This is a genomic window from Brevibacterium sediminis, assembly GCF_024895295.1.
In the GTDB taxonomy this organism is placed as follows: Bacteria; Actinomycetota; Actinomycetes; order Actinomycetales; family Brevibacteriaceae; genus Brevibacterium; species Brevibacterium sediminis.
Map to the genome: position 1 here is coordinate 207,026 of NZ_JAHQRN010000007.1, position 24,933 is coordinate 231,958.

25 protein-coding genes are annotated in these 24,933 nt (G+C 66.1%); 13 read left to right on the forward strand and 12 right to left on the reverse strand.

All coding sequences use genetic code 11. The features are described from left to right. Positions 1-316: 316 nt before the first annotated feature. The gene (locus KTJ89_RS16185) at positions 317-1,201 is read left to right on the forward strand and encodes a M15 family metallopeptidase (protein WP_259358465.1); all 885 of its coding nucleotides are present in this window, start codon (positions 317-319) and stop codon (positions 1,199-1,201) included. A 4-nt stretch (positions 1,202-1,205) separates the two neighbouring features. Here KTJ89_RS16185 and KTJ89_RS16190 read toward each other — a convergent pair whose 3' ends face one another. Next, entirely contained in the window at positions 1,206-1,823 is a 618-nt protein-coding gene (locus tag KTJ89_RS16190; RefSeq protein ID WP_259358466.1) for a DUF1990 domain-containing protein, read from the reverse strand. 168 nt (positions 1,824-1,991) lie between these two features. Between KTJ89_RS16190 and KTJ89_RS16195 the strand changes: the two genes are divergently transcribed. Continuing rightward, a complete protein-coding gene (locus KTJ89_RS16195) occupies positions 1,992-2,444 on the forward strand; it encodes a MaoC family dehydratase (RefSeq protein WP_259358467.1) in 453 nt (150 codons plus the stop codon). Between the two features lie 149 nt (positions 2,445-2,593). Here the strand turns inward: KTJ89_RS16195 and otsB are convergent, their stop codons facing one another. Both otsB and KTJ89_RS16205 read right to left on the reverse strand, forming a co-directional pair. Beyond that, positions 2,594-5,239 carry a trehalose-phosphatase gene (gene otsB, locus KTJ89_RS16200; protein WP_259358468.1) on the reverse strand — a complete coding sequence of 882 codons (2,646 nt, stop codon included), beginning with the start codon at positions 5,237-5,239 and terminating at the stop codon, positions 2,594-2,596. Between the two features lie 35 nt (positions 5,240-5,274). Next, positions 5,275-6,111, reverse strand: a complete 837-nt coding sequence (locus tag KTJ89_RS16205; protein ID WP_259358469.1) for an HdeD family acid-resistance protein — start codon at positions 6,109-6,111, stop codon at positions 5,275-5,277. 124 nt (positions 6,112-6,235) lie between these two features. Between KTJ89_RS16205 and KTJ89_RS16210 the strand changes: the two genes are divergently transcribed. The 3 genes from KTJ89_RS16210 to KTJ89_RS16220 all read left to right on the forward strand — a co-directional run bounded on the left by KTJ89_RS16210 (position 6,236) and on the right by KTJ89_RS16220 (position 8,529). Beyond that, on the forward strand, positions 6,236-6,865 hold the full coding sequence (locus KTJ89_RS16210) for an ArsR/SmtB family transcription factor (protein ID WP_259358470.1): 630 nt from the start codon (positions 6,236-6,238) through the stop codon (positions 6,863-6,865). A gap of 87 nt (positions 6,866-6,952) precedes the next feature. Next, a complete protein-coding gene (locus KTJ89_RS16215) occupies positions 6,953-8,158 on the forward strand; it encodes a serine hydrolase domain-containing protein (protein ID WP_259358471.1) in 1,206 nt (401 codons plus the stop codon). After that, entirely contained in the window at positions 8,155-8,529 is a 375-nt protein-coding gene (locus KTJ89_RS16220; RefSeq protein ID WP_259358472.1) for a hypothetical protein, read from the forward strand. Before KTJ89_RS16215 ends, KTJ89_RS16220 begins: the two co-directional genes overlap by 4 nt. 71 nt (positions 8,530-8,600) lie before the next feature. On the opposite strand, the gene KTJ89_RS16225 is transcribed toward KTJ89_RS16220, so the two are convergent. Further along, a complete protein-coding gene (locus KTJ89_RS16225) occupies positions 8,601-9,059 on the reverse strand; it encodes a Rieske (2Fe-2S) protein (protein WP_259358473.1) in 459 nt (152 codons plus the stop codon). A gap of 213 nt (positions 9,060-9,272) precedes the next feature. On the opposite strand from KTJ89_RS16225, the gene KTJ89_RS16230 reads away from it, so the two are divergent. Together KTJ89_RS16230 and recQ are read left to right on the forward strand one after the other, a co-directional pair. After that, positions 9,273-10,484, forward strand: a complete 1,212-nt coding sequence (locus KTJ89_RS16230) for an MFS transporter (RefSeq protein ID WP_259358474.1) — start codon at positions 9,273-9,275, stop codon at positions 10,482-10,484. Between the two features lie 74 nt (positions 10,485-10,558). Beyond that, positions 10,559-12,394, forward strand: a complete 1,836-nt coding sequence (gene recQ, locus KTJ89_RS16235) for a DNA helicase RecQ (protein WP_139467483.1) — start codon at positions 10,559-10,561, stop codon at positions 12,392-12,394. 132 nt (positions 12,395-12,526) lie between these two features. Here the strand turns inward: recQ and KTJ89_RS16240 are convergent, their stop codons facing one another. Together KTJ89_RS16240 and KTJ89_RS16245 are read right to left on the reverse strand one after the other, a co-directional pair. Then, positions 12,527-12,952 carry a VOC family protein gene (locus KTJ89_RS16240; protein WP_139909362.1) on the reverse strand — a complete coding sequence of 142 codons (426 nt, stop codon included), beginning with the start codon at positions 12,950-12,952 and terminating at the stop codon, positions 12,527-12,529. Positions 12,953-13,145: 193 nt separating this feature from the next. Next, positions 13,146-13,706, reverse strand: a complete 561-nt coding sequence (locus tag KTJ89_RS16245; protein WP_259358475.1) for an OsmC family protein — start codon at positions 13,704-13,706, stop codon at positions 13,146-13,148. A 125-nt stretch (positions 13,707-13,831) separates the two neighbouring features. On the opposite strand from KTJ89_RS16245, the gene kynU reads away from it, so the two are divergent. Beyond that, entirely contained in the window at positions 13,832-15,235 is a 1,404-nt protein-coding gene (kynU, locus tag KTJ89_RS16250) for a kynureninase (RefSeq protein ID WP_248283857.1), read from the forward strand. Positions 15,236-15,286: 51 nt separating this feature from the next. Here the strand turns inward: kynU and KTJ89_RS16255 are convergent, their stop codons facing one another. Further along, entirely contained in the window at positions 15,287-16,063 is a 777-nt protein-coding gene (locus tag KTJ89_RS16255; RefSeq protein WP_259358476.1) for an MOSC domain-containing protein, read from the reverse strand. 67 nt (positions 16,064-16,130) lie between these two features. Then, positions 16,131-17,414: an MFS transporter gene (locus KTJ89_RS16260; protein WP_259358477.1), complete on the reverse strand. Its 1,284-nt coding sequence runs from the start codon at positions 17,412-17,414 to the stop codon at positions 16,131-16,133. A gap of 94 nt (positions 17,415-17,508) precedes the next feature. Between KTJ89_RS16260 and KTJ89_RS16265 the strand changes: the two genes are divergently transcribed. The 3 genes from KTJ89_RS16265 to KTJ89_RS16275 all read left to right on the forward strand — a co-directional run bounded on the left by KTJ89_RS16265 (position 17,509) and on the right by KTJ89_RS16275 (position 18,977). Next, a complete protein-coding gene (locus tag KTJ89_RS16265) occupies positions 17,509-18,078 on the forward strand; it encodes a cysteine hydrolase family protein (protein ID WP_259358478.1) in 570 nt (189 codons plus the stop codon). Then, on the forward strand, positions 18,068-18,487 hold the full coding sequence (locus KTJ89_RS16270; RefSeq protein ID WP_139467489.1) for a rhodanese-like domain-containing protein: 420 nt from the start codon (positions 18,068-18,070) through the stop codon (positions 18,485-18,487). Before KTJ89_RS16265 ends, KTJ89_RS16270 begins: the two co-directional genes overlap by 11 nt. 67 nt (positions 18,488-18,554) lie before the next feature. Continuing rightward, positions 18,555-18,977, forward strand: coding sequence for an OsmC family protein (locus KTJ89_RS16275; protein WP_101547144.1), 423 nt, complete (start codon positions 18,555-18,557; stop codon positions 18,975-18,977). Positions 18,978-19,041: 64 nt separating this feature from the next. On the opposite strand, the gene KTJ89_RS16280 is transcribed toward KTJ89_RS16275, so the two are convergent. The 3 genes from KTJ89_RS16280 to KTJ89_RS16290 all read right to left on the reverse strand — a co-directional run bounded on the left by KTJ89_RS16280 (position 19,042) and on the right by KTJ89_RS16290 (position 21,569). Further along, positions 19,042-19,902 carry a PPK2 family polyphosphate kinase gene (locus KTJ89_RS16280; protein ID WP_259358479.1) on the reverse strand — a complete coding sequence of 287 codons (861 nt, stop codon included), beginning with the start codon at positions 19,900-19,902 and terminating at the stop codon, positions 19,042-19,044. Positions 19,903-19,947: 45 nt separating this feature from the next. After that, positions 19,948-20,778 (reverse strand): hypothetical protein, encoded by an 831-nt coding sequence (locus KTJ89_RS16285; protein WP_259358480.1) that lies wholly within the window; start codon positions 20,776-20,778, stop codon positions 19,948-19,950. Positions 20,779-20,882: 104 nt separating this feature from the next. Further along, a complete protein-coding gene (locus KTJ89_RS16290) occupies positions 20,883-21,569 on the reverse strand; it encodes a trimeric intracellular cation channel family protein (protein ID WP_062860326.1) in 687 nt (228 codons plus the stop codon). 142 nt (positions 21,570-21,711) lie between these two features. Between KTJ89_RS16290 and KTJ89_RS16295 the strand changes: the two genes are divergently transcribed. Then, a complete protein-coding gene (locus KTJ89_RS16295) occupies positions 21,712-22,584 on the forward strand; it encodes an alpha/beta fold hydrolase (RefSeq protein WP_259358481.1) in 873 nt (290 codons plus the stop codon). 68 nt (positions 22,585-22,652) lie between these two features. On the opposite strand, the gene KTJ89_RS16300 is transcribed toward KTJ89_RS16295, so the two are convergent. Beyond that, positions 22,653-23,156, reverse strand: coding sequence for an OsmC family protein (locus KTJ89_RS16300; protein ID WP_259358482.1), 504 nt, complete (start codon positions 23,154-23,156; stop codon positions 22,653-22,655). A gap of 108 nt (positions 23,157-23,264) precedes the next feature. Between KTJ89_RS16300 and KTJ89_RS16305 the strand changes: the two genes are divergently transcribed. Then, entirely contained in the window at positions 23,265-24,884 is a 1,620-nt protein-coding gene (locus KTJ89_RS16305) for a molybdopterin-dependent oxidoreductase (protein WP_259358483.1), read from the forward strand. Positions 24,885-24,933 lie beyond the last annotated feature (49 nt).

Genomic DNA, 24,933 nt, shown 5'->3' on the forward strand with positions numbered 1-24,933 from the left:
GGACAACAGCTGACCGACCGCGAGTGCAACTCGTCACCAAAATATGACAGGTTCTATATATTCCCGTTACACTTTTGTGATGTTGTATTGAAGTCGTCGAAACCTCGGCGGTCTTCGACGAGTCACAGTCACACGGAGAGTTATGTCAGAGTCATCATCGACCACAGAACCAACGGTGCGTCGACGGGATCTGCACAGGCGTCGCTCATCGTCCCCGTTCTCACGCGCACGCACCTCGTCGCGCAGCACCGGGGCACCGACCGCGCCTGCATCCACTGACTCTTCTGCCGAGTCCCTGTCGCCCAGGCGCGCAGCAATGGCCGACGAGGCGCGGGCCGCTCAGGCGTCTCCGCGTCGTGCCGCAATGGCGCGTGAAGCAGCCGCGGTCCCCACGACCTTCGGCTCACCGTCTGCCTCGTCTGCCCGTCGGGTCAGCGCAGGAGCCGCCGAGAGCCGCGGGTCCGATGGTGCGCTGCTCAAGTCCGTGCGAAAGAAGAAAGTGCGGACCGTCTCGACTCTGGCAGCCGTCTCAGTGGCGGGTGCCGCCACTGCCGTGACCATGCTGGTCAACAACCTCAGCGGAGGTGCCGAGGTCAAGACCGACCCGACCGCCGCCGGTGAGCCCGCCGCCATCAATGCTGAGAAGGTCAACGCCGACGTCCCGGAAGTCAAGGGAAAGTCATCGATGGAGATCGGCGTGCCGAGCGCCAAGCAGAAGAAGGTCGAAGCCGCGTCCCGCGCTGTTGAGAAGAGCGCCCTGCCCGGCTGCGATGCGAAGCAGAACTTCGACCAGTCCGCCGGCAACGGCGAACTGCCCGACGAGTGGCTGTGCGACCTCGGCAAGGAAGACCACCGACTCCGCGCCGACGCCGCTGTCTCCTTCGCGAAGATGAATGCCGCGTACAAGAAGGACACCGGCAAGGAGCTCGAGATCACGGACTCCTACCGCGACATGGCCGGACAGCTCTCGGTCGCCGGCCGGAAGCCGGGGCTGGCCGCCAAGCCGGGCACCTCACTGCATGGTTGGGGAATCGCACTCGACCTCGGCGGCGGAGTCGCCAACAAGACCGGAGCCTGGAACTGGCTCGTCGAGCACGGAGACGAATACGGCTGGGAGAACCCCGACTGGGCCAAGGCGAGCATGTACGAGCCGTGGCACTGGGAATACACCCCCGCCCGCGACTCGATTCCCGGCAAGTGATCGATCAGCGGCGCAAGGCTAGTCCGTAACGGCGGCGGTAGATGATCTGAGCGAGCCGGACGAACGGTTCGCCGAGTCTCCAGATGCCCAGCCCCGCCCGCGAGACCGACCTCAGGACGAGGAAGACCCGGTCCTCGGCCGTGCGGATGAGGATGAATGACTCCTCTCCGGTGATCGGATGTCCCGGCTTCGTGCCATAGGTGAATCCGCATCGGTCCTCCGCTTCGAAGACGTCGATGACTCGTGAGGGCTCAGGCAGGCGGAAGGGCCCGAGGCGCACGCGGATCGTCGGCTCCTGCCCCGGCTCCACACGAGGCGGCCTACCAGGTCTCACTCCGTCCGCGCGAGCGTCGACATCGGCCGTCGACTCCGCTCCAGCCGCTCGACTGACCGTGTCCGCACTTCCGACGAGGACGTCGCCGACGTCCACCTCGATGTCGAAGCCGCTGCGGATCTTGACCTCCCAGTGCAGTAGCTCCTCGGCGCAGCGCTCGAACGTGTCTGTCCCGTGGCCGACGAAGTACGCGGATTCGAAGTGACGATAGCCGTCGGGACGTTCCAGCCACCTCGGCGAGAGGGGATGCGTCAGCGTCTCCGGGCGCTCCTGTGATTGTTCGGCCATGCCTCCAACCTAACGGACTTGAACCGTCAACCTAACGGACTCGGATTTTGGGACTCACAGTCCGGACGGCTGTGTGGCGTCGACCGGACGGCCACGTATGATGCCAAGAACAGCAGACTTCAATCGAATGTCCGCTCAGCATCTGAGCCAGGATCAAAGGAGAACCACGTGCGCACAATCAACGGCATCGACGAGATCGAATCGCTCATCGGCCAGGAGCTCGGCTCCTCCGAATGGATGACGATGGATCAGGACGCCATCAACACCTTCGCCGATGTCACCGGCGACCACCAGTGGATCCACGTGGACGAAGCTCGCGCGGCCGAAGGCCCCTACGGTGCGACGATCGTCCACGGATTCTTCACCCTCTCGCTCATTCCGAAGTTCTCCACGGAGGTCTTCACGATCGAAGGCGTGTCGATCCGCGTCAACTATGGCCTGAACAAGGTCCGCTTCCTCCAGCCCGTCGTCGTCGGCTCCCGACTGCGCGGAACCATCACCGTCAAGGACGTCATCCGCGGGGAGAAGGGCACGCAAGTCATCCTCGAACACACGATCGAGATCGACGGCCAGGATCGCCCCGCCTGCGTCGCCGAGGTGGTCACCCTCCTCGTCGAGTGAGCTGAGCGCGACAGGACAGCTGGCACCACTGAGCGTCCGCCGTCTGACGGCAGGATAAGTGTGCGCAGATTGCCCATTTCCAGCTCGGAGTTGGCAATCTGCGCACATTTATCGCGCGGACAGGGTCCGCCGCGGCAGGCAGCGTTGCCTCAGCTCGGGCGGTGGGCGTCGAGCTGTTGGACGACGCGGATGTAGCCGAGGTGTGAGTACGCCTGCGGGTGGTTGCCCAGGTGCATCTCGGCGACGGGGTCGTATTCCTCTGACAGCAGCCCGGTGGGCCCGAGCAAGTTGTCGACCTGCCGGAATAGATCCCAGGCGTCGTCGATGCGACCGACCTTGATGAAGGCTTCGATGAGCCAGGTCGTACAGATGTGGAATCCGCCCTCGAGCCCGGGCAGCCCGTCATCGTAGCGATAGCGGAACACCGTCGGGCCGACCCGCAGCTCGCGTTCGATCGCATCGACGGTGGACACGAAGCGCGGATCGTCGGCGGCGAGCAGTCCCGAGAGTCCGACGAACAGTGCGGCCGAGTCCAGGTCCGTCTCACCGTAGGCGACGGTGAATGCTCCGACTTCCTCGTTAAAGCCATGCGTGAGCACGTCGTGGGCGATCTCCTCGCGCAGTTGCCGCCACGCACCGGGCGGCTCACGATCGAACCGGTCCGCGATCCGCAGCGCCCGATCGACCGTCACCCAGCACATCACGCGCGTGTACACGTTGTGCTTCGGCGGACGCCTGGCTTCCCAGATCCCGTGATCGGCCTCGAACCACCGTTTGCCCACGGCCTCGACCATCTGACAGGTGAGCGTCCAATAATCCTCGGGCAACTCGCCGAGGTGGTCGCTGAGTTCGTCGAGGAGCTCCGTGACCGGGCCGAACACGTCGAGTTGGACCTGATGTTCGGCGGCGTTGCCGACCCGCACCGGCCGTGATCCGGCGTATCCGGGCAGGTGGTTGAGCACCGCCTCGGTGGTCAGGGCCGAGCCGTCGACGGCGTAGAGCGGATGCAGCTGTTCGGGTGAGACCGTGCGCTCGAGCACCCCCGACAGCCAGGAGAGGAATCCTTCGGCCTCACCGGTGGAACCGAGGGCGAGCAGGGCGCGGACGGTCATCGATCCGTCGCGCAGCCATGTATAGCGGTAGTCCCAGTTGCGGACGCCGCCGATGCCCTCGGGCAGGGAGGTCGTGGGGGCGGCGAGGACTCCGCCGGTGGGTTCGTGGCACAGAGCGCGCAGGGTGATCGCGGAGCGGACGACCTCTTCGCGGTGGTGACCGGGCAGAGTCAGTGATTCGACCCAGTTCGTCCAGAAGTTCAGGGCGCGTTCGCGCACATGATGCTCGCCGCCGGTGGCCATGTATCCGGCGTCGCCCGTGCCCGTCCCACAGGCGAGGACGAGGACGACGGATCCGCCGGGCTGCTGCGAGGGGACGACGGTCGCCTCGGCGGTGTGGGAGTCGCCGTTCTCGACGATGTCGAAGTCGATTCCGGGGGCGTGGAGTTCGATCGGCTCGGCGGTGCCGAGCACCGCCACACCATCATCGGACCGGGTCATGCGGGTGGGAACCGTGGCGTAGTCGAGCCTGGGTGCGAAGCGGATGCGGGTCGGGGTGTCGCCGGTGAGCACGCGGACGACGATCGTGTCATCGCTGTGCCCGTCGACGGGAGCGAGGTAGTCGACACAGCTCAGTCCGGCCCACCGGGTCTCGAGCAGGGTCGAGTTCCCGAGGTAGCGCTGGGTCAGCGGGGCGGCCCCGTTGGCCGGTGCCACGGCGAAGAATCCTGCCGCCTCGGAGCCGAGGATCTCGGAGAACATCGACGCCGAATGCGGCAGCGGGTGCGGCATCCAGCAGATGCTGCCGGTGGGGTCGATGAGCGCGGTCGACTGTCCGTTGCCGATGAGGCTGTGCCGCTGGATCGGGGTGGCGCGGCGGCCGAAGAGCCAGGACTTGCGCAGCTCGAACAGGGCACTGAGGACGGTGGAGACCTCGGCCGGTGAGTCCAGCCGGAAGTCGGCGTGAGTTGGTGCGGTCTGAGTTCCGACCTTGAGCCCGAGGTCATCGGCGCCGAGGGTTTCGAGAGCGAACTCGTCGGCGGTGTCATCGCCGATGAAGACGACGGCTTCCGCGCCTGTCTGGCTGCGCAGACGGGTCAGCGCGTCGGCCTTCGACGAAGGTACGACGGACAGGTCGATGACCTGCTTGCCGCGGGTGGGGTGGATCGGGTGGGCGTCGGCGAGCTTCTCGACGGCGGCTTCGATCTCCCGCCGGCCGGCCTCGTCGAGTCCGCGCAGGTGCACGGCCGCGCCGGTGGTCTTGTGCTCGATGACAGCGCGCGGCAGCGCGCGGGTGAGGTCGGCGCGGAAGTCGGCGAGGACCGCCCGCTGCTCTTCGGTGAGCGTGTCGATGGTGAATGTATCGGTCTCACCGCCGTGGGACCCGAAGAGGTGGACCTCCCGGGGCAGGCGCGACATCGCCGCGAGGTCACGCAGACTGCGACCGGAGATCACCCCCGCCGAGGTGGACGGCAGCAAGGCGAGCGCGCGCAGTGAGTCGACCGAGCTCTCCAAGGGAAAGGCTTGGCTGGGGATGTCGACGATGGGGGCAATCGTCCCGTCGTAGTCGGTGGCCACCAGCAGCGATGGGGAACGGGAAAGTTCGAAGAGGCGCCGGAAGAGGACCGGGTCGAGTGCTCGGCTGGCTTCGGCAAGGTCGCCCAATAACTCGGAGGACCTCACCGAGGCGGCGATGGTGGCCAATCGGGATTCGGTTGCGCTCTCGTGCTCGACAGTGCTCATCTCACCTCGGGTGTCTCGGTTGGCTCGGGTGCCGGTCAGGGCTCTTTCTTCACTGGGGTATCGGTGTCCGGATCGTCCGGATCTCCGGAATCGGCCGTGCGATCGGCTTCGCCGGCGGCATCGGCTGGGTTCGACGTGTCCGCGGCATCGGACGAGTTCGCATCGTCGGCGGCTTCAGCGGCACCCGAGGGGGAAGCGTCGGCGGGGTCGGCCGCCTCGGCGGGGGTGTCGATCTGTTCGGGCAGGGCACCGAGCTTGGCCAGTTGGCGGCCCTTGCTCAGGCGGGAGTAGCCGCCGATGATGAAGATCACGCCGGCGATGAGGGTCGCCGCTCCCGTGAAGCCGAGGATCGACAGGGCCTCCATGCCGTCGCCGAAGACGAGGATGATGCCGAGCAGGACGTGGACTCCGGAGGCGATGAGGAAATCCGAGGCCATGAGCTGGGACCGCAGCTGCCGGTAGGCCCAGAATTCGAGGGCGCCGTGCAGCAGGGCCCAGATGCTCAGGGCCGCGCGCAGTTCGGCGGGCTGGTCGGCGAGGAAGAGGAAGACGATGGCCGGGATCGCGATGACGGCCTGTCCGAAGATCGCGGTGCGCACGTTCAACGGCGAGCGCACGGCCTGGAAGACCAGGGCCAGGGCAAAGAGGATGAGGTAGCCGATCGCGAGGTGGTCGACAACGTCGGTCGGCAGGCTCAGCTGCAGCGGATTGCTCGAATCGCGGGGCCAGAAGACGGTGACGATGCCGAAGGCGACGCCGAGGATTCCGCGTACGACCATGGGCCAGCCGAGTCGACTCGCTGCGGCAATGGCCTGCGGGGCGGCTTCGTTACGCGGGGCTGTGGATTCGGTGCGCGGATCTTCGGTACTCATCACGGCACCAGTCTAGGTCGCCTGCCTGAGTCTGTCCGATCAGCGTCGGTTCAGGGTCGAGTGAGAGCCGCCCCTTCGCTCTGCATGCATTTACGTAATTACGTATTTCCTGTATTGTCCAAGCATGGAACCAACACCGTCGGCAGAAGATCGCCTCTCCGCTCTCGAACAGCGAGTCGCCGAGCTCGAGGCTGCAGCCGCAGAACCCTCTGCATCGCAGGAGCCCGGCGTGACTCAGCAGAAGGCGGACGGAACGTCGTCGATCAGAGCGGAATCACCGGCGCCATCCGGTTGCCCGGAATCGTCAGTCCAACCCGCCGCCGGGAACACAGCCCTGCCGGGCGACACCGAGACGTTCTGGGCGCTGCACGGGCTCGTCGACCACCTCGGCGAGGAGGGCGGAGTGACCTACACCGGGTACACGACTCCCCCGGGCGGCAGCGGTCCCGTGGCGTGGCAGATGGGTCTGAGCAGCGCAGGGCTGGCGCAGATCGATTTCGCCGAGGCGGCCGGATCCTTGGCAGCGCTCGGTCACCCGGTCCGCCTGCAGCTGCTCCAAGCGATCTATGAGGGCACGAGCACGGTGGCCGAACTGGGCAAGGACGAACGGTTCGGCACGTCCGGGCAGATCTATCACCATGTGCATGCCCTCGCCGGCGCCGGCTGGTTAGAGAGCGCCCGCCGCGGACACTGGCGCGTGCCCGCTCAGCGAGTCGTTCCGCTGCTCACCCTCGTCCTCATCGGAACGCACTGACAGAACCTCTCGCCGGCGGGCCGCTCGCCCACCGCGCGACCCGGACCCGACCACCACACATTCCACCCCTGCTGACCAGGAGGAACGATGACTGACTCCGATCTCAACCGCACATCTGCGGCTGCGGGACGGCCGCCTCGGCGAGTGTTGATTGCCGTGATCGCGGCAACCGTCACAGCCGCTGTGCTCGCGGCGATCACCCCGTGGCCGCGCGGCTTCCAGGGCACGCCGACAGGGGACGCCGAGCTCATGACCGAACTCGAGGACGCGCTCGGCAGCCAGCATTGGCAGCATGTGGCCGCGGCCCACATCGACGGCGACGGCGGCCGCTACGGCGACGGCGCGGTGACCTTCGCGGGCACCGGAGCCGAGGAGCACACCGAGTTCGAGATCGGCTCGATCACGAAGACATTCACGGCCGCGCTCTTCGCCGAGGCGATCGACCGGGGCGAGGTGAAGGCGGACACCCGCCTCGGCGAGGTGTGGCCGGAACTGGAGGGGAAGGTCGCCGAGGTGACGCTCGAGTCGATTGCGATGCAGCGGTCGGGGCTGCCCTCCCAGGAACCCGCTCCGAGCTTCGGCGACGGGGTGATGAGCGTGATGTCGAACTACCTGCACACCGACCCCTACCGCGGGGACACTGGGGACATCGTGGCGAGCCTCAACGACGTGGAGGTAGGCGAGCCGGAGCCCGAGTATTCGAACTACGGGTTCGCCGTCCTCGGCCAGGCCCTCGCCGAGGTGGCCGGGCAGGACTATTCCGAGCTCGTTCGCGGCCGCCTCACCGAACCCTTGGGGATGAAGGAGACATTCGTCCCGGAGTCCGCTGACGGTCTGTCCCATGGGTTCACGGCATCGGGGTTGCCGGCCGCTCCGTGGACTCTCGGCGGCTCGGCGCCAGCCGGCGCGATTCGATCGACGACCCATGACCTGTCGATCTGGCTGCGAGCCGTGAGCGACGGAACCGCGCCCGGCGCCGAGGCGGCCGAACCTCGAGCCGACTTCGAGGACGACCGCATCGGCTGGGCGTGGTTCACGACGACGCACGACGGCTCGACCATCACCTGGCACAACGGCGGCACCGGCGGCTTTCGGTCTTTCCTCGGCTTCGACCCGAAGTCCGGGAAGGGCGTCATCGTGCTGAACGATTCAGCGAACAGTGTCGATGCTGCCGCAACGCTCATCGGTGCCGCTACCGGCGCGGATTCCGGCACCACGACCGAAACCGAAACCGCGTCCGAAACCGCGACAGCATCCCCGGTCGTAGGCTCGACGAAAGGAGAACGCTCATGAGTCCCGAACTCGTCTCAGCAGTCATCGGGGCCCTCATCGTGGCCTGGGGTGCGTTCACAGCGTGGCGGGCGCCCCGCGCGACGTCCCGAATCGGACTGCTCTCGGGGATGGTCACGGCGGTCGTATTCGTGCTGCTCATCCGCCTCATCACACCATTCGGAGGCTGGGAGAGCTGGTTCATCTACGTCTGGCTGACCGGAATGCTCGTCATCGTCGTCTCCGTCTTCCGGGCCGCGCTCGTCTGGGCGGACCTGCCGTGGCGATCCGACGATCCGAAGGCACGCCGGAACGAAGCGAGCGGGCTCGGCTTCTCCGCCCTGCTCGCGCTCCTCATCGCCGGCGCCCTCGTCCTCCCCGGGCTCTTCCTCTGACGGAGAGTGCCCGGCTCCGCGAACGGCCGACCACGGCGGCCCGCGTCGGCCCGAGTCGGTCTCTATGTGCCCTACTGCCCCTTGACGGTCAACGTGCCGCCGCTTTCGGAGACCTCGTACTTCGGCAGCGGTTCCTCGGCCGGACCGGAGATCACCTCTCCGGTTGTCACCGAGAAGTTCGAGGAATGGCACGGGCAGATGATGGCCTCCTCGGTGATGCGAGCGACCTGGCAGCCCTGGTGGGTGCACACCGATGAGAACGCGAAGAACTCGCCTTCCTTCGGCTGAGTGATCACGTAGGTGTCCTCGATGACGGTGCCGGAACCGACAGGAACGTCGGATGCCGGCAGGCTCGAGTCCTTCGTCGGCTCCGCATCCTCGTCGGACGAACACGCCGAGGTGGCCGCCACGGAACCGCCGATGACCGCCACCGTTCCGGCCACGCCCGCTGTCTTCATCACACGACGTCGGGTCGGATCCGCTGGTGCGGTCGGGTCGGTGTCGGCGGGGCTGTTCGGGGTCGTCGTCATCGGAATCTGCTCCTTCTCGCGGGTGCGCACAATCCGCCATGTGCTCACGCAGGCATGGGCTTTTCAGTTCCAGCGTACAATCGCAGTCGGTTCACCGCCTGCAGACAGCTGTCAGGATCGAAGGGCACCGGATCGGTCCTCGGACGATCGGGGCAACGGGTGCGGTGGGCCGCCTCGGCGAGCGACGATTGCGGACGTAAAAGGGGTGCGGCAGTGGCCGACGAAACGGCGACGGCACACCGGCGGCACCCGAAAGCGCGCGTCGCGACGGGATGGGGATTGGCCGCCTCGGTGTACGTGTTCACTGTCGTCATGATGGGCACCACCCTGCCCACGCCCCTCTACCCGCTCTATGAGGAGCGGTTCGGGTTCGGCACCGCATTCACCACTCAGCTCTTCGCGATCTACGCGGTCGGTGTCATCGGCGCGCTCGTCGTCTTCGGTCGCCTCTCCGACGGACTGGGGCGTCGGCCGGTGCTCAGCCTCGGGGTGATCTTCTCGATCGGCTCGGCGGCGCTCTTCCTCATCGGCTCCCACATCGGCCTGCTGTTGGCCGGCCGGGTCCTGTCCGGGCTGGCCGCGGGGATCTTCACGTCGACCGCCACCGTCACCGTGCTCGAGAACGCGCCGGCCGGTCGCGAACGACTCGCCGGATCCTTGGCGACGGCGGCGAATATGGGCGGGCTGGGACTCGGGATCCTGTCCTCCGGACTGCTCGCCCGATTCGCTCCCGCTCCCCTGCTCACGCCGTTCCTCGTCAATGCGATCATGCTCATCATCGCCGGGGTGGCGCTCATCCTCGTGCGGGACCGGACGCGCGGCGGGGCGACGGCTGTGCGGTTGCAGCTGCCGGGGGTTCCCGCCTCGGCGAAGCGCATGTTCCTGGCCGCCTCACCTGGGGCGATCACCGGCTTCGCGGTGTGCGGGCTGTATTCGGCGATCGCGCCGAGCTTCATCGGTCAGACCCTGCACGTGACGTCGACCGCGGTCACCGGCGCTGTTGTGTTCCTCCTCTTCGGCGCCTCGGCGACCGCGCAGGTGCTGTTGCGCGGGTTCAGCGACCGCCTGCTCATCGTCGGCGGGACCGTGACCATGATCGTGAGCATGGGTGCACTCGTCTTCGCACTCATGGCGGGGTCGCTGCCGGTGCTCATCGTCTCCGCAGCGTTGGCAGGAGCCGGGCAGGGGCTCGTCTTCATGACCGGTATGCGCGCGATCACCGCGGTGACTGCGCCCGAGCACCGCACCGAGGCGACCACCTCGTACTTCATCCTCGCCTATGTGTTCATGTCGGTTCCGGCGATCGGTGCCGGATTCCTCGCCGCCGAGGTGGGACTGGCGAATGCGACCGTCGTCTTCGCCGTCGCTGTGGCCGTGGTGTGCGTGTTGGGCCTCGTGGCGGCACGGAGGTTCGCGGGCCGTTAAATATGGGATTGCCGGGTGCTGTGGGCTGTCTCCGGTGGAGGTTCGGGTCAGTGACGTGAACTAGGGTGGGAGCCATGACCTCCGCAGCCACGACCTCCGCCCTCGATGTCCTCCACGATGTCTTCGGCTATGAAGAGTTCCGGGGCCAGCAGGCGGCCATCGTCGACCAAGTCGTCGGCGGCGGGGATGCGGTCGTACTCATGCCCACCGGCGGCGGAAAATCCCTGTGCTATCAGATCCCGGCCCTGGTCAGGCACGGTACAGGTGTCGTCATCTCCCCGCTCATCGCACTCATGGCCGATCAGGTCGCGGCACTGGAGAATCTCGGCGTGCGGGCGGCCTATCTCAACTCATCCCTCGATTTCGAGACCGCCCAACAGGTCGAACAGCAGCTGCTCGCCGGAGAGATCGACCTGCTCTACCTCGCGCCCGAGCGTCTCGTCCTGCCGCGGACGATGCGACTGCTCGAGCAGGCACAGATCTCCCTGTTCGCCATCGACGAAGCCCACTGCGTGTCCCAATGGGGACATGACTTCCGCAGCGACTATCTGGGACTCGGCGTCCTGGCCGAACGATTCCCGGATGTCCCGCGCATCGCACTGACGGCCACGGCCACGCCGGCCACCCACGCCGAACTCACCGAACGACTCCACCTCCAGGACGCCGAGCACTTCGTCGCGAGCTTCGACCGACCCAACATCACCTACCGGATCGAGCCGAAGGCCTCGGCGAGATCGCAGCTGCTGAACTTCATCACCACCGAACACCCCGGGGATTCGGGCATCGTCTACTGTCTGTCCCGGCGCGGGGTCGATCAGCTGGCCGAAGCACTCGTCGCCCGCGGCCTCACAGCCCTGCCGTACCACGCAGGGCTGCCCTCCGAGGTGCGGGCGGAGAACCAGGCGAGATTCCTCCGCGAAGACGGCATCGTCATGGTCGCCACGATCGCCTTCGGCATGGGCATCGACAAACCCGATGTCCGCTTCGTCGCCCACCTCGATCTGCCCCGCTCGGTCGAGGGCTACTACCAGGAGACCGGTCGAGCCGGCCGTGACGGACTGCCCGCGGATGCGTGGATGGTCTACGGCCTCGGCGATGTCGTCTCCCAACGTCGACTCATCGAATCCGGCGAAGGCGACCAGGTGTTCAAACGCCGCCAGATGAGCCACCTCGATTCGATGCTCGCCCTCTGCGAGACCGTCGACTGCCGACGAGTGCAGCTGCTGCGGTACTTCGATGAGGAATCCGCACCGTGCGGCAACTGCGACACCTGCATGACACCCCCAGTGACCTGGGACGCGACCGTGGCCGTGCAGAAGCTTCTGTCGGCCGTCATCCGCCTCGACCGAGAACGCGGGCAGCGTTTCGGTTCGGGCCAAGTCATCGATGTGCTGCGCGGCAACGACAATGACCGGTCCCGGGCCTCGGACCATGAGAGCTTGAGCGTCTGGGGCGTCGGCGACGACCTGTCCGAGAGCCAGTGGAAGACCGTCATCCGGCAGGTGCTCGCCCGCGGCCTCCTCGAATCCCATGGTGACTACGGTGTGCTTGTGGTCGGCGAGAACGCCGGCCCCGTGCTGCGCGGAGAAGAGGAGATCTCACTGCGTGTCGACCCGGTGAAGAAAGCCGGAGCGAAGAAGGCCGGATCAAGTCGCCGAGGCGGCCCCGAGGTCGAGCTCGACCCCGCCGATGCCTCCCTGTTCGAGGCACTGCGCTCCTGGCGAGGAGAGCAGGCGAAGGAGCAGGGCGTGCCCGCCTACGTCGTGTTCCCCGATGCCACGCTCTACGGCATCGTCGAGGTCAAGCCGACGACGATCAGCGAACTCGGTCAGGTCAGCGGAGTGGGTCTGAAGAAGCTCGACCGCTACGGCGATTCCGTGCTCGAGGTGCTCGCCGCCCAAGCAGGCTAGACCGCCTCGGGCCCCTCAAACTCCCTATTTGCTACCTGACGGCGGCCCAGCAACCTCGCGCCGGGTTGCTGTGCCGCCATCGGGTAGTTCGACTTCCTAGCCGGCCCCGGATCGGTTTCGGGCTGATCATACTCAGTTCTGCTCGAAGGCCTCGGGACCCTGCTCGGCTGCCGCCGGGTCCATCCACATGAACTCGAGGATGTTGCCGTCGGGGTCGGTCATGCTGATGCCGTACATGAACCCGAGGTCCTGCGGTTCTTTGTTCTCCCCTCCGCCGGCGTCGAGGATCGAGGCGCGCATCGCATCGACCTCGTCGCGGGATTCGCGGCTCATCGCAGTCAGCGCCTGTGCCGCGGTGTGCGGGTCGACGATCGGTTTGTCCGTGAACGTGGCGAGGTAGTCCCGGGTGAGGATCATGAAGAAGATGTCATCGGTCCATTTGATGCACGACGCATTGTCATCGGTGAACTCGGGCACCACCTCGGCGCCGATGGCTTGGTAGAAGGTCTTGGCACGCTCGAGGTCGGTGGTCGGAAGGTTGACGAAGATCTGGGTCATGACTGCTCCCTTGCAGTGACGGCGGCGGATCGGGAGACGCGACACCGGACGGTCCACGACAGCCGGATGGCTGGACGGTGGGACTTCGATTCTTACCGCGCCCAGACCCCCTGTCAACACCCATTTGCTACCCGACGGCGGCCCAGCAACCTGGCGCGAGGTTGCTGTGCCGCCGTCGGGTAGTCCTGGGAGGTCAGTTGGTCTTCGTGACGGTGACGTCGATCGGGGTCGGGTTGGTGAAGATGTCGAAGACGGGGCAATGAGCGTCCACGGTCTCCTGCAGCTTCTGGTAGTCCTCGTTGCTGTCGGGTCCGGCGATGTTGACGCTCACGCGCACGGACGAGAATCCGGGGCGCACGGTCTCATCGGCGCCGAAGAGTCCCCGCACATCCAGGTCGCCTTCAGCGCTGACATCGAGTGCGTCGATGGTCAGTCCGAGGTTCTGGGCGTAGAGGCGGTAGACGACGACCTGGCAGGAGATCAATGCGCCGAGGGCGTACTCGACGGGATTCGGGGCGGCGTCGTCGCCGGCCAGCGGGGTCGGTTCGTCGACAGTGAAGGTGTGGCGGCCGGCGGTGATGACCGAGGACACCGAACCGCGGGCGGTGCCCGAGGCCGAGAACGTCAGCTGCCCGTTCTTCGCCGAGGCGGCCAGTCGTTCGTTCCATGCCTCTCCGGCCGTGGTCAGTCGCGTGGCGCGTTCTTCGTCGCTGATGGCGATGGTCGTGTCGAACTCGGTGGTGGCTGCAGTCATGAGGGTGGACTCCTGATCGAATGGTCGAGCGTGTGGTCGAGATCGTGCGGGTCAGTGCTGATCTCAGACTAGAAACGATCGCCCGGCGGCGTCCTCCCCACCGTCGGCTGCCGTCGTCTGGCGTCATGAGCAGAACACAATTCGTCATCAGCCGACGCACGGTAGCCTGGAAGGCAGACGAACCCACCGGTTCCCCCACCACGCGGAAGGCGACGATGACGACCTCTGACCGGACAGCCACCTCGGCGAACTCAACTGGCTCCCCGGGTTCAATCACCCGCGCGGACTGCGAACAACGCGATGCGAACGATCCTCTGCGTGATTGCCGCGAGGAGTTCCTGCTCCCGGAAGGCACGATCTATCTCGACGGGAACTCTCTCGGCCCGCGCACAAAGGGAGCCGCAGAACGCGCCCAGGAAGTCATCACCGACGAATGGGGCACCGGCCTCATCGGGTCATGGAACACCGCCGGCTGGTGGGATCTGCCGGCAAAGCTGGGTGAGAAGGTCGCCGGGCTCGTCGGCGGCGGGGCCGGGTCGACCGTCGTCACGGACACGACGTCGATCAATCTGTTCAAGGCCGCCTCGGCGGCGCTGAAGATGCAGGCCGAGGACTCCTCGGACCGGCGGGTCATCCTCACCCAGCGGGAGAACTTTCCCTCCGATATCTACATGCTCGAAGGATTGGCCGAGCAGCTCGGCGACGGATACGAGGTCCGCCTCGTCGACGATGAGGAAGTCACCGCAGGGTTCCCGACCACGATGTCCGACGAGGTGGCCCTCGTCGTCCTCACCCATGTGAACTACCGGACCGGTCGGCTCTTCGATATGGGCACGACCACCTCGGCGATCCATTCCGGCGGAGCCATGGTCATCTGGGACCTGTGCCATTCGGCCGGTGCTCTGCCCATCGATCTGGCCGGAACCGGGGCGGACATGGCGATCGGCTGCACGTACAAGTTCCTCAACGGCGGACCCGGGTCTCCCGCATTCATCTGGGTCGCCGAGGCGCTGCAGAACCGATTCAGCCAACCTCTGTCGGGGTGGTGGTCGCATGCGCAGCCCTTCGATATGGCCCCGGACTACCGGCCGGCCGACGGTATCCGCCGCTACCTCACCGGAACGCAGGGAATCCTGTCGATGTCCGTGGCAGAGCTCGGCCTCGACATCCACTCGCGGGTGGACATGGAACAGATCCGGGAGAAGTCCCTGGCCCTGTCGGACCTGTTCATCGACCTCGTCGATGAGCGATTGGCCGATCACCCGGTCGAGGTCGTCACCCCACGTGAACACGCCCATCGCGGATCCCAGGTCTCGATCACCCACCCCGAGGGATTCGCGGTGATGAGCGCGCTCATCGAACGCGGAATCATCGGCGACTACCGTGAGCCGGAGGTGCTGCGGTTCGGATTGACCCCGCTCTACATCGGGTTCACCGAGGTGTGGGACACCGTCGAGGCCCTGCGCGACATCCTCGACAACCGACTCTGGGACACCCCGGCGCACAAGGTCCGCGGCGCCGTCACCTAATTGCTACCCGACGGCGGCGCAGCAACCTGGCGCCAGGTATCTGGGCCGCCGTCACCTGCGTTGGGACGTGGCCGCTCCGGTGCCCGGGGCCTCAGAGGTGTCGATGATCTCGGCGTTGACGCCGAAGTACGGTTCACCCGCCTCATTTCGCGGGCGGCTGGCGGCAAGCGTCTTGAGCAGATTGCTGCCCCGCTCCCCAGTGATCGGGTCGAGATCGAGGATGGCACACCGCCCAATCGGATCCCCGATCCGCACACGCAGGGCGGCGGCGTTCGGCACGTTCACCGTCACATCCCGGCCTCGCCAGGTCTCTTCGATGAAGGGTTCGTCCGTGTCGAGGACGAGGGTGGCCCGGAATCGGGCGGCCTCATCAAGCAGCTCATGGTGACCCGACCGATCGGCGAGTTCCCTCATCGACGCGGTCGTGACGATCGACAGACCAGCTCCGTAGATCACGTCTCCACGACGTGCGCGGGCCAGCCGCACCGGCTTTCCCAGCCACTCGGAGGCGAGTGCCGAATGCGGGCCGTCAGTGAGTTCGAGGTCGACCGGTCGCTTCCAGTAATTGCAGGTCAGGCGCTCACCCGAGCCGGCTGGCACCCCGGTGGCAGAGCGCCCGTCGGGCAGGGTGATCGTCAAAATGTCGTCGACGAGTGAGGTGGTCATGCGGATGAGCCGAGGATTCTGCACGGTCTTGAGCACCTGTCGTCGTTCGACATCGACGAAGCAGAACTCACGATCGCCGACCGGACCGTGAACGTCGACGGCTGCGCTCGGTCGAGCCTCGTGTCGTGTGCCTTTGACGTGGGCGAACCCGAGCGATGGCACACCGAATTCCCGCGCAGAAGCAGGTGACGGCGGCCCAGATACCTGGCGCCAGGTTGCTGCGCCCCCGTCAGGTAGCAATTGGGGCATGGGGGTTGCGCCTTCCTGTGATGGCGTAGGTGCCGATGGCCACCGCTCCGATGGCCAGGACCGTGCCGCCGATGATAACGGCTCCGGGAATCGTGGCGATCGTGCCGAGCACTCCCACGGTGACTCCGGAGAAGGTCTGCATCCCCGGCCCGAATGTCGCATAGGAACCGATGACGCGGCCGCGGATCTCCGGCGGCGCTTCGAGTTGGATGATCGCCATCTCGGTCGACTCGGCGGTGATCTTCGAGACTCCGGCGATGACGAGCATGATGACGGCCAGCCACAGGTGCGAGGTCAGGGCGAAGAACAGAGAGCTGATGCCCATCGCCGCGGCGGCCAGTGCCGCGGCAGCCGGAACGGCCTTGATCCACCCGGTCGCCTCAAGCCCGAAGCCCCCGAGCACCCCTCCTGCACCCATGGCGAAGAGCAGCACGCCATAGGTGAAGTCACTGTCCCCGCCGACCGGATTGAGGATGTCGCCGAACACCGGCATCGCCGTCTGCAGCACCGCCCCGATCGTCGTCGAGGCGAGCGCGGCCAGCAACAGCATGCCGACGATCGCGCGATTGTGGCGGACGTCGATGAGCACCCGCAGCGACTGGATGAGAGTCGTCCGCGCGGTGCGCACTCCTCCGCTGCGCAGATGCCCGGTGAAGGGGGTGCGAATGAGGAAGATCGTCAGCGGCAGATAGAAGACGATGTTGATGAAGATGCCCCACGTGGCACCGACCCCGAGCAGCAGAGCGGAACCGACGACGGGACCGAAGAGGATGCCGAGGCTGCGGAACGTCGCATTGAGCCGGACAGCGCTCGGCAGCTCCTTCCGATCGACGAAGTCATGAAGCATCATCTGCTCGGCAGGACCCCACAGACATCCGGCCAGGCCATGGATGACGAGCAGCACGCAGGCCTGCCACAGCTGCAGAGAGTCCGTGACGAAGAGGATCCCCCAACACAGGGACACGACCATGAACATGATCTGTCCGATCTGGATGAGGCGGCGGCAGTCGAAGCGTTCGGCCAGAGACCCGGCATAGACGGACAGGAGCAGGAAGGGCAGCCAGTGGCTGATGAGCTGGAATCCGACGAGCGCCGGGGATTCGAACTTCTGCCACAGCACCCAATAGGTGATGACGTGCTCGATATTGTCGCCCATCATCGCCGTGCCCGATCCGATCAGATAGGGCGCAGTCTTCCAACTGCGCAGCACGCTGAAACGGCGCGGACCGGCGGCACCGCCGTTGTCCTCGGAGAAATCGCTCACTCCCCCATTCTCACACCGGCGGAACGGACCGACACCGACCTCTTGTCTGCTGGGATCGAGGCGAGGACAATAATCCTTGATCAAGGAGGATCTTATGTCCACAGCTCAACCGCCGACGTCCACCCGCCCGAACTCCGCCCTTGTCGTCATCGACGTCCAAAACGGCGTCATGCAAGCCAGTTGGAACTCCGAATCGGTCATTTTCACGATCTCCCATCTCGTCGACCGTGCCCGGAACACCGGCACCGAGGTGGTCTGGGTCCGGCACAGCTCCGGTGAGCTGCCGATCGATTCCCCGCAATGGCAGATCGTCGACACGCTCTCCCCCGCTGAGGGCGAAGCGATCATCGAGAAGACCCACGGCAATACATTCGAGGGCACGGACTTCGAGGAGGTGCTCGCCGGAAAGGACGTCGGCCACCTCGTCGTCACCGGTGCCCAATCTGATGCCTGCGTGCGCTCGACCATCCACGGCGGATTCGCCCGCGGCTACGACGTCACGCTGGTCTCCGACGCGCACACCACCGAGGATCTCACCGAATGGGGTGCTCCCCCACCGGAGCAGGTGGTCTCACACACGAACCTCTATTGGGGATTCGAATCGGGTCCGGGTCGCACCGCGAAGGTCGAGGAAGCCGACAAGGTCGACTTCGGTGCTCGCTGACGGTGTCGCCCGACCCGGCTCGTTGGCACTGCTCGATCGCGCCCGCGCCGAGATCGACCGGCTGACTCCACACGCCGCCTTCATCGAGCAGCAGCAAGGGGCGATCATCGTCGATGTCCGCACCGAGGTCCACCGCGAGTCTGCTCCGTCGATCCCCGGATCCCTCGCCATCGACCTGACCGTGCTGCCGTGGCGTCTCGACCCCGGCTTCGATTGGCGCATCCCCGAGGCCGATCGAACCGATCGGCGGTGGATCCTCATCTGCCGCCACGGCTATTCCTCATCGCTGGCCGCGTGGAACCTGCGACAGATGGGTCTGACGAGCACCGCCGATGTCATCGGCGGCTTTGAGGCGTGGCAGGCAGCGCATCTGCCGACGACCGATGAGGCTCCCGACCGCCGACCGTGACCATGGGCTCACCCGCCCGCCGACCGTGACCACAACGGCGGCCTCCGAAACCTGGCATCATGGCCCCATGAGTGAAGACATCCGCAGCATCGAACTGACCCGCATCGCCGAAAACCACTACCGCGCCACCGCCCCGAGCGGAGCAAGCATCGAATTCGGCCGCGGCGAAGGCCTCATGACCCCCGTCGAACTGCTGCTGGCCGCCGTTGCCGGCTGCTCGTCGATCGACGTCGACACCGTCACCAGCCGTCACACCGAACCCACGAAGTTCGACGTCTCCGCGACCGCGGACAAGATCGACGAAGACGGAGCCTCTCGTGTGGACAACGTCCACCTCGACTTCGACCTCGCGTTCCCCGACGACGAGGAGGGCCGAAAGGCCGATGCCCGCATCGAACGCCTCGTCGGGCTCTCCCATGACAAGTACTGCACTGTCTCCCGCACCGTCGAACACCCCACGAAGGTCGACTTCAGCATCCGTCGCGACTGACGTCGCGATTCGTCACGGCAGATCCTTCGCCGAGGCGGACCGCCGTTCCGTACGGACGTGACCCTCAGCTTTCGGCGAGGCGCTTCTTCTCGACCTCGACGTCGAAATCGGCGTCCGGCCACCGCGGGTCGATGTCCTTGAGGACGTCGAGCAGCAGCCGCTGCACGGCCAGCCGGGCGTACCATTTCCGGTTCGCGGGCACGACGAACCACGGGGTCGCCTCGGTGGAGGTGCGGTCGAAAACGACCTGATAGGCGTCCATGTAATCCGGCCACAGGAGTCGTTCGTCGACGTCACCCGGGTTGTACTTCCAGTACTTGTCCGGCCGTTCGAGGCGTTCGGCCAGGCGCGCCTTCTGCTCGTCCGGAGAGATGTGGAGCATGACCTTGACGATGCGCACTCCCGCCGCGACCAACTCGGCTTCGAAGTCGTTGATGGCGGTGTAGCGGCGCTCGATCTCGGTCTCGTCGGCGAGTTCACGGACGCGGCCGATGAGCACATCCTCGTAGTGTGAGCGGTCGAAGACTCCGATCATGCCGGGCCCAGGCACGCGCGGTCGGATGCGCCAGAGGAAGTCGTGGGCGAGTTCCTCCTCGGTGGGTTTCTTGAAGGCGGCGAGCTCGACTCCCTGCGGGTCGACGGCTCCGACGACGTGGCGGACGATTCCGCCTTTGCCCGCAGTGTCCATGGCTTGCAGGACGAGGAGGACAGCGGGGCCGGAGTCCTCGTCGTGGTGAGCAGCGAAGAGGCGCTCCTGCAGGTCGTTGAGTCCAGCGGACAGCGCCTCGAGATCCTTCTTCCCGCTCTTCTTGTCCCCGTCGTAGCCGGGAGTGGATTCGGGATCGACCTCGCCGAGGCGGAATCCCTCCCCGGCACGGAGAAGTGGGGCGGGATCGGTCGTCCAGTTGCTCGTCGGCTCGCTCATGCGTTCATCTTTCCAGGTGGGAACGGCCGCGTCTATACCGACAACTCACCGCCGAGGCGGCTGAGGTCCGTCGATGCCCGGCAGCGGGTTCTCGTTCGTCAGTCCACGCCGACGCCTGTCCTCCAGGTACCTCTGGTAGTCCGCTTCGCGTTCGGCGGCGGTCATCTGCGGCGTGGACTTGTCGATGACATTGCGCAGCATCGCCAGAACGGTCAGCACCGCCAGGCCGGTCAGCGTCACAGCCACCCAGATCATCGTGGTGAGCAGGCTCGGCGGATTGTCGAAGACTCTCACACCGGCGAAGCCGATGAGGAAGACGAATCCGAGATACGGCAGCAGGAGCCACAGCGCGGCCTTGAAGCCGCCGATCATCATCGGCATCACCACACACATACTCCACGCCATTCCGCCGATGAAGAAGAGCAGGACGAGGAAGAAGCTCGCCGGATCGCTGTTGAGTTCCGCCGCAACCGTTCCGGGAACGGCCCGCTCGCCGAGGAAGAACGGCCAGACCAGCGCCACCAACGTGACGATCACTGCGGAAGCGACGACGCTGAGCAGAATAAGCGGGACGAGACCCTCACGCCGGAACCCGTCGTCCTTGCGCTTGTGCTCCATGAACAGGAAGGGAAAGAGCAACGCAAATACACCAGCAATGATTCCTGCCCAGAGGCCATCTGCCTCAATTCTGTCGGTCATGTTCCGCTGGTACATCAGCCCCGTCGAGGCGAGCCAGATGAAGAAAGTGAAGAAGAGCGCACCGAAGAGGGTGAAGCCGAGGACGCGCAGAAAGTCGCGTGTCCACGTCGGGACCGGCTCCTCCTCGTGCAACGGAAGCGGCCCCGGTGGCGGTGGCCCGGGCGGTGTTTCACTCATGATTTCATCCTCGCACAAGCACGGGCGACTGATTCCGGTAGCGATGTTTCAGATCCGCCACCGCGAACGTCAACCGGTCAGAGACCGTCCCACAAGCCACACCCTCAGTCCGGTTTCCGGAACACCGACGGCAGCTTCTTCTTCACGCGCTGCCCGGTGTCCCGGTACGACCATTGCCGCATCGGCTGCGGCACCCGCCACTGCAGCTTCCAGGCGAGCATGCGGAACCCGAAGGCGGCGGCCGCGATGATGAGTGAGGCGATGGCACCCAACAGTCCGGTCACCTCGGCGATGATCGTCAGCCCCGAACCGAACAGGGCGGGGATGAGGTAGAGGTCGGTGCCGCGGAAGATCGCCGGATCCTCACTGGCCACGGCATCACGCATGAGCCCTCCGCCGCACGCGGTCAGCGCACCCATGAGCAGCGCCGCCGGATAGTTCGTCCCGGCGGCGAGCGCGATCGTCGTGCCGGTGACGCTGAAGAGGCCGAGGCCCATCGCGTCGAAGGCGACGATCCAGATCCGTGCGCGGGAGATGTGGGAGCCGATGATGTAGATGAGCAGGGTCGCTATCACCGGTGGGGCGAGGTAGATCGGTTGGCCGATGGCGTTGGGCACCCGGTCGAGGAGCACATCGCGGATCATGCCTCCGCCGATGCCCGTCATCGTGCCCAGCACCAAACCGCCGGTGATGTCGAAATTGCGTCGCGCGGCCAGCAGCACTCCGGAGACTGCGAAGACGAAAGTGCCGGTGAGGTCGAGGGCGAGGAACAGGAACTCCTGCAAGTTCATCTCCACCTCGGCTCCTCTCGTCGCTCCGTGCCCGGCCCGGTGCCGAGCGTCCTACCAGCCACTGTAATCCGCTTCGGCATCCCGTGAGCCATTTGTCTGGTGTTCCGTTCCCCATCGCCGAGGCGGCCGCTAGGCTGAGGAGATGACGCAGCCGACGCTCATCCTCGTCCACGGCGCTTTCGCCACTTGCTTCTCTTTCGCCCCGCTGCAGGCCGAACTCTCCTTCCACGGAGTGCGCTCGGCCGCGGTTGACCTGCCGGGTCACGGTTTCGCCGCCACCTTCCCGCTCGGGTATCAGGCGCCTCAGGATCTCGCCCGGTTCACCTCGGAGCCGGGATCGATCAGGGGTGTGACCGTCGACGACAATGTCCGGGCTCTCGCCGAGGCGGCCGCCCGTGCCAAGGAGCACGGACCGGTGGTCATCGTCGCCCACAGCCGCGGCGGGGCCACATTGACCGCCTTGGCGAATGCACATCCGGAGCTCATCGACCACATGGTCTATGTCTCCGCATGGGCACCGGTGGACCTCCCGGCCGCCGAATACAATGCCGAACCCGAAATGAAGACCGTCGACAATGCGGCTCTCGCCCGGGCCCTGGCCGGTGATCCCGGGCAGCTGGGTCTGCTGCGCTGCAATTTCCGCCAGGCCGACCCGGTGGTCCTCGACGGCCTGAAAGCACTCTTCTGCGCCGACGTCAGCGATGACGAATTCCGCATCTTCCTGAACTCACTGCAGCCGGATGAGAACCTCGACGCGGGAGGGCCCGAACACCGGGCGCAGGCGGGCACGTGGGGGACGATTCCGCGTACGTTCGTCCGCCTCGGCGAGGATCGGAGCGTGCCGACCGCGATGCAGGATCGCCTCATCCGCGAAGGTGATGCGCTCACCCCGGACAATCCCTACCGGGTGCGCACGCTCGCGTCGTCCCACGTGGGATGGCTGGTCCGCCCCGCCGAGGCGGCCGTGCAGTTGGCGCAGATCGCCGCCGACGTTGCCGCAGAGTCCGACAGGTAAAGCGCAGGCGCCGACGGAAGAGGCCCCGACCGTGACAGTCGGGGCCTCTCGTTCTCTGCTCAGCCGATTCAGCTGAGCTGGAAGTTGTCCGGGTTCTTGTACGGTTCGATTTCGACGACCGGGGCGCCCTTGCCCATAAGCAGTTTGGAGATGGGGCAGCGAGCGTGGGCGCGGGCAGCGTACTTCTCGGCGTCGGTGTCCGAGACCCCTTCGATGGAGATGAACGCCTTCGGAGCGAAGTAGAAGCCGTTGCCGGAGGGTTCGTTGTGCAGCTCGACCTCGACGCGCACGCGTGAGAGCGCCTCGATCTCATTGACCGCGAGGACGACCTTGAGCGTCTCGCCGAGGCAGGTCGACCAGGCCATGGCGAGGAACTGTTCCGGGTTGTTGCCCTCTTCGACCCGTGAGGTCGGGGCGGTGGACAGGGTCTGGCCGTCTTCGACGCGCACCTCGCCCGAGGTGCCGCCGAGGTTCTCGACCTTCGCGGTGTAGATCGGCGCACTCGGGCTCTTCGGCTCATCCGCGTCTCCGGTCGGAGCCTGCGGCTGGGCGTATCCGGGTTTCTCAGTCATTGCACCATGCTACGACAGGCACGCAACAAGGTCACTGGCGTTTCAGTGAATGGTCAGTAACAAAACCCGCAGACCCATCCGCCGTCCCGGCGGCTCCGAATGATCACTATGAATCGGAAAACCCGTGCAACCCACCGTTTCCGCGGCGTCGTGGCAGGCATCGTCGCCACAGTCATGATGTTCGGTCTCGCAGATCTCATCGCGCGTGCCTTCACTCCGAGCGCCGCACCCCTGCTCACCCTCGGTCAGGCGATCATCCCACTGGCTCCCCCGGCGGCGATCAAACCCGTCATCGCCCTGTTCGGCGACAACGACAAACTCGTCCTCGTCCTCTCCACCGGCCTCGGCGCGATCGTCCTCGCCGGTCTCATCGGAGCACTGGCGGTTTCCCGCCGTCGTCTGGCCACGACACTGCTGGTCGTCGCCGGGCTCGTCCCCGTCATCGTCATCATCATCCGCCCCGAAGCGGGTGCCATCGACGTCATTCCCACGCTGATCGGCATTGCGGCGGGTGTCGCGGTCTTCGTCGTGCTGCTGCGCCTCGGTGTACCTGAAACCCCCGCCGAGGCGGCCGACCGTGCCGAGGTCGTGCGCGGTATCGCGCGCGATGATGGGCCCGGCTCGCGAACGTCGCATCCTTCACCAACCTCAGATCCGCTCAGCCGCCGCCGTTTCTTCGGCCTGGCCGGGGCCGTCGGTGCCATCGGGGCCGTCACCATCGCCGCCGGCCAGACCCTCGTCTCTCTCACACAGGAAGCCGGCGCGGCGGTGGCCAAGCTGGTGCTGCCCGACCCTGCGAAGAAGGCGGCCGCGATCCCCGCCGCCGCGAGCACCGACCTCGACGGCACGGTCCCCTTCGTCACCGAAGCGAAGGACTTCTACCGCATCGACACGGTGCTCTCACCACCGGTCATCGACCCGGAACAGTGGTCCCTGCGCATCCACGGCATGGTTGAAGAGGAGGTGACCCTGACGATGGACGACGTCCTCGACCTGCCGCTGGAAGAACACCACATCACGCTCACCTGCGTGTCCAATCCCGTCGGCGGGGACCTCGTCGGCAACGCGACCTGGCTCGGATATCCCGTGCGTGATCTCCTCGCCCGAGCACGCCCGAACTCGCAAGCCGATATGGTCCTCTCCCACTCCTTCGATGGATTCACCGCCTCGACCCCGATCGGTGCACTGACCGATGACCGCGCCGCCCTCCTGGCGGTGGGAATGAACGGCCAACCGCTCACCCCGATCCACGGCTTCCCCGCCCGCCTCGTCGTTCCCGGACTCTACGGTTTCGTCTCCGCGACGAAGTGGGTGACCGAGCTCGAGGTCACCCGTTTCGATGAGAAGACCGCCTACTGGACCGACCGCGGGTGGGATGCCAAGGCCCCCATCCTCGTCGCTTCGCGCATCGAAGTGCCGAAACCGCTGGCCAAGGTCCCTGCTGGGGACATCCGAGTCGGCGGCACCGCCTGGGCGCAGCGTGCAGGGATCGACCGCGTCGAGGTCAAGCTCGACGACGGCGAATGGACGCAGGCGGATCTGGCTGAGGAGGTCACGATCGACACCTGGCGACAGTGGCGGACCGAATTCGCCGAGGTGGCCGCGGGGTCACATACCCTCACCGTGCGTGCCACGGACAAGGACGGCACAGTGCAGACAGCGAAACGTCGGGATTCGATCCCGAACTCGGCCACCGGGCACCACCACATCCAATTCCGCGTCGAATGAGCCTGCAGCCGCCTCGGCGAAGAAATTCTAAAGATTTCTTCCCCATCCG